This is a genomic window from Vibrio sp. 2130-1 (assembly GCF_033339515.1).
The window spans coordinates 1-664 of sequence record NZ_JAWOUT010000340.1 but is presented as its reverse complement, the minus strand read 5'-3'; the positions used below and the strand labels follow the sequence as shown (position 1 = coordinate 664).

Genomic DNA, 664 nt, shown 5'->3' with positions numbered 1-664 from the left:
CTTCAATGCGAGCTTGCCGAATATTTAACATATATAAATCCTTTTAGCTTACCGTCCTCTCGCGGCTACATAACGCCTTGTTAAGGGGTGAGCCAACGCAATACCGATGCTTCCGCATACCATCTTAATCACTATACTTAACGCATAGTAAAAATGCCACGCGTTGCGAATCCCTCTTGAACAGTTTGTTAGTACTAAAATTCCTCGCGAGTATCACGCTCTTCATATTCTGGGAAATCCATTTCGATGAAGCCGTCATCATTGAGGACAAACAATACGCTTTCATGTTCGATATCAGCTTCATTCATATCAGAGCAACCGCGATAGACTTCCCAATCGTATGAATAATCGAGTTGATATTGATTACAGCCCACAAAAGAAATCTTTTCGACTTCTATGCCATTAACATTGTGAGCCATATGATCTATATGAGATAGATCTGGGATAAGTTTCTGTTCAAAGTCACTTTTATTTTCAGATAAAAATCTAGTTAACTCTTCGCACAAGTGAGCGCCGTTAACTAAGGGTTGAGATGAACTAGAAAAGAACATTTTCAAATACTCCAAAGCCTAATTTAATTTTGGTACTAACGCCCTGTTAAGGTGTGAGCAACGCAATACCGATGCCTCCGCATACCACCTTAAACACTAAAACCAACGCATAG

Annotated in this window: 1 protein-coding gene; it reads right to left on the bottom strand. The window is 39.8% G+C overall.

The window, feature by feature from the left end:
- Positions 1-194: 194 nt before the first annotated feature.
- On the bottom strand, positions 195-551 hold the full coding sequence (locus R7Q09_RS26090; RefSeq protein ID WP_258514428.1) for a hypothetical protein: 357 nt from the start codon (positions 549-551) through the stop codon (positions 195-197).
- Positions 552-664: the final 113 nt, after the last annotated feature.